This window comes from Phormidium sp. CCY1219 (assembly GCF_035615515.1).
GTDB lineage: Bacteria > Cyanobacteriota > Cyanobacteriia > Cyanobacteriales > Laspinemataceae > CCY1219.
Window position 1 is genome coordinate 1 of the sequence record NZ_JAJENT010000923.1, and the last position, 2,132, is coordinate 2,132.

Annotated in this window: 2 protein-coding genes; both read left to right on the plus strand. The window is 53.1% G+C overall.

The annotated features are described in order from the left end of the window. Positions 1-323 precede the first annotated feature (323 nt). Positions 324-551 (plus strand): indolepyruvate ferredoxin oxidoreductase subunit alpha, encoded by a 228-nt coding sequence (locus tag LKK83_RS30325; RefSeq protein WP_324635199.1) that lies wholly within the window; start codon positions 324-326, stop codon positions 549-551. A 221-nt stretch (positions 552-772) separates the two neighbouring features. Beyond that, positions 773-2,050 carry a tetratricopeptide repeat protein gene (locus LKK83_RS30330; RefSeq protein ID WP_324635200.1) on the plus strand — a complete coding sequence of 426 codons (1,278 nt, stop codon included), beginning with the start codon at positions 773-775 and terminating at the stop codon, positions 2,048-2,050. Positions 2,051-2,132: the final 82 nt, after the last annotated feature.

The window sequence follows — 2,132 nt, forward strand, 5'->3', positions numbered from 1 at the left end:
TTGCCTCGGTTGATTTTTTACTTGACATGGGGTAGAATGAAGCTATAGGTGCAGGCAGGACGTATATGCAATGCATAACTTGCTTAACGGCGCTGCCTGACGCCTCGATTTCACCTCCCATTTTATCACCACTTCCCCACCCTTTGTCAAGCCCCGGAAATTTTTTTGCCTCCTTCTAACCGTGGTTGTGGGGGCGCAAACGGGAAAAGGAATGCGATCGCAATTTGACAGGCCATCGAAACCAAAATGGAAATGAGTTTTGGTAAGCTAGAAACAGCCTGCACGACCAGAAGAGTCGGAACACGATCGAGAGAGGGAACACTGTGTCACACACGATTTTGACCAATACCTGCGAAGGAGTTGCCGATTGCGTTGATGCTTGTCCGGTGGCTTGCATTCATCCCGGACCGGGTAAAAATACCAAAGGCACCGATTGGTATTGGATTGACTTTGACACCTGTATCGACTGCGGCATTTGCCTGCAGGTGTGCCCGGTAGAAGGGGCGATCGTCCCCGAAGAACGGCCCGAGTTGCAGCAGACGCCGCAATAAAGCATTGCCGGTCTTAAAATAGCAGGCGATCGCGTCTGAAAAACCCAGTGGCGGAAAAATCGGGTAGTTCCCCAAACAGATGGGAAAAGTGAATCAGCGGCCCAGTGGCGCACAACTCGACCCACCCATCGACCCGGTTTTTCCGTAAAATAGGGCTATCGGCACAGACGCGATGCCTGTTATTTTATGGTGCAAAAAGCCCGGGAAGCAAAAGGAGGACAATGCTCAGGCAAATTTGGCAACACACGATCCGACTATTTCACCGGGTGTTCGGATTCGCGAAACAGCCACCGCCCCAGGTGGAACCGGAACCCAGAACCAACCTTGCACCCCTAAGCGACAGCGAGTTTGAGCATTATTTCCTCCAGTTGCTCGATGGGGTAAATAAAGGATGGGAACAAGTGAAAGTGGGGCGGTTTTTTGCCGCACTCAGCGATCGCGCCACCGAGGAGCAATGGATCGCCTGGTTGTGGCGCTTTCGCCGCAACCTCCTCGCTTCCGAAGTACCCAACGCGGAACTCGGGCGCAGATTGGTGCGATTGGGGGAACTGAACTACGGGCAAATTAGCGAAATTGCCCTGGATATCGGCACAGAACTACTGGCGCGCTTACCCGAGAGCGATCGCATCGGCGTCGCAGAACCCACAACCGCCGCCCCTCCCCCGTCTCCGGAAACCACACCGCCTGCAGGGGAAGAACCCGCCGTCACGCCATCTCCAGATTTAGAAGACTTTGCCCCCAACCTGGATGCTGAATCCACACCGTTACCGCTTGCGGAGTCTGTTTCCGAGTTTACGCCGGTAGCGCCGCACTCAGAATCGGATAACGCGCCACCTATCGCCGCGCCGATCGCGCCAGGAGAAACCGCAGCAGAGGGGGAGGATGCCGACAGTTGGTACGATCGCGCCGTGGAACGAATGGAAGCGGGGGATTACAATGAAGCGATTAGCGCCCTGGATCGGGCGATCGCACTCAATCCCAATCATCACCGCGCTTGGATAAATCGGGGCAATGCGTCAATCGAATTAGGTAAGTTAGAAGCAGCCGTCAGTGCCTACGATCGCGCCTTAGCCATCGAACCGCAAGCGCATTTGGCTTGGCTGCACAGAGGAGATGCCCTATACGATTTAGAACGGATTGAAGAGGCATTGGCTTCTTGGGACCAAGCGTTAGACATCAATTCCAACGATGCCGAAACTTGGTACAACAAAGGATTAGCTTTCGGCGTCAAATTAGGACAGTGGGAAGAAGCATTAGCCTGTTGGGAAAAATCGTTAGAAATCAACCCCAAAGATGCCCAAAGCTGGTTTCATCACGGCGTTGCATTAGCGGCGTTAGAACGCTTAGAAGAAGCATTAGTCAGTTGGAACAACGCCACAGAGATTAAACCCGACTTTCGAGATGCTTGGATCAATCAGGGAGTGGTGTTACAAAAGATGGGAAGATATGCCGAAGCCATCGAAGCAAACAATCGCGCGATCGGATTGTTTTCTGGCTAGAATCTATCCGTCAGGGACTCCGTAGAAACCAACCCCATGTCTAAAGCCAGGGGCTTGTACTTCTAACCACCTGACCAGCCTA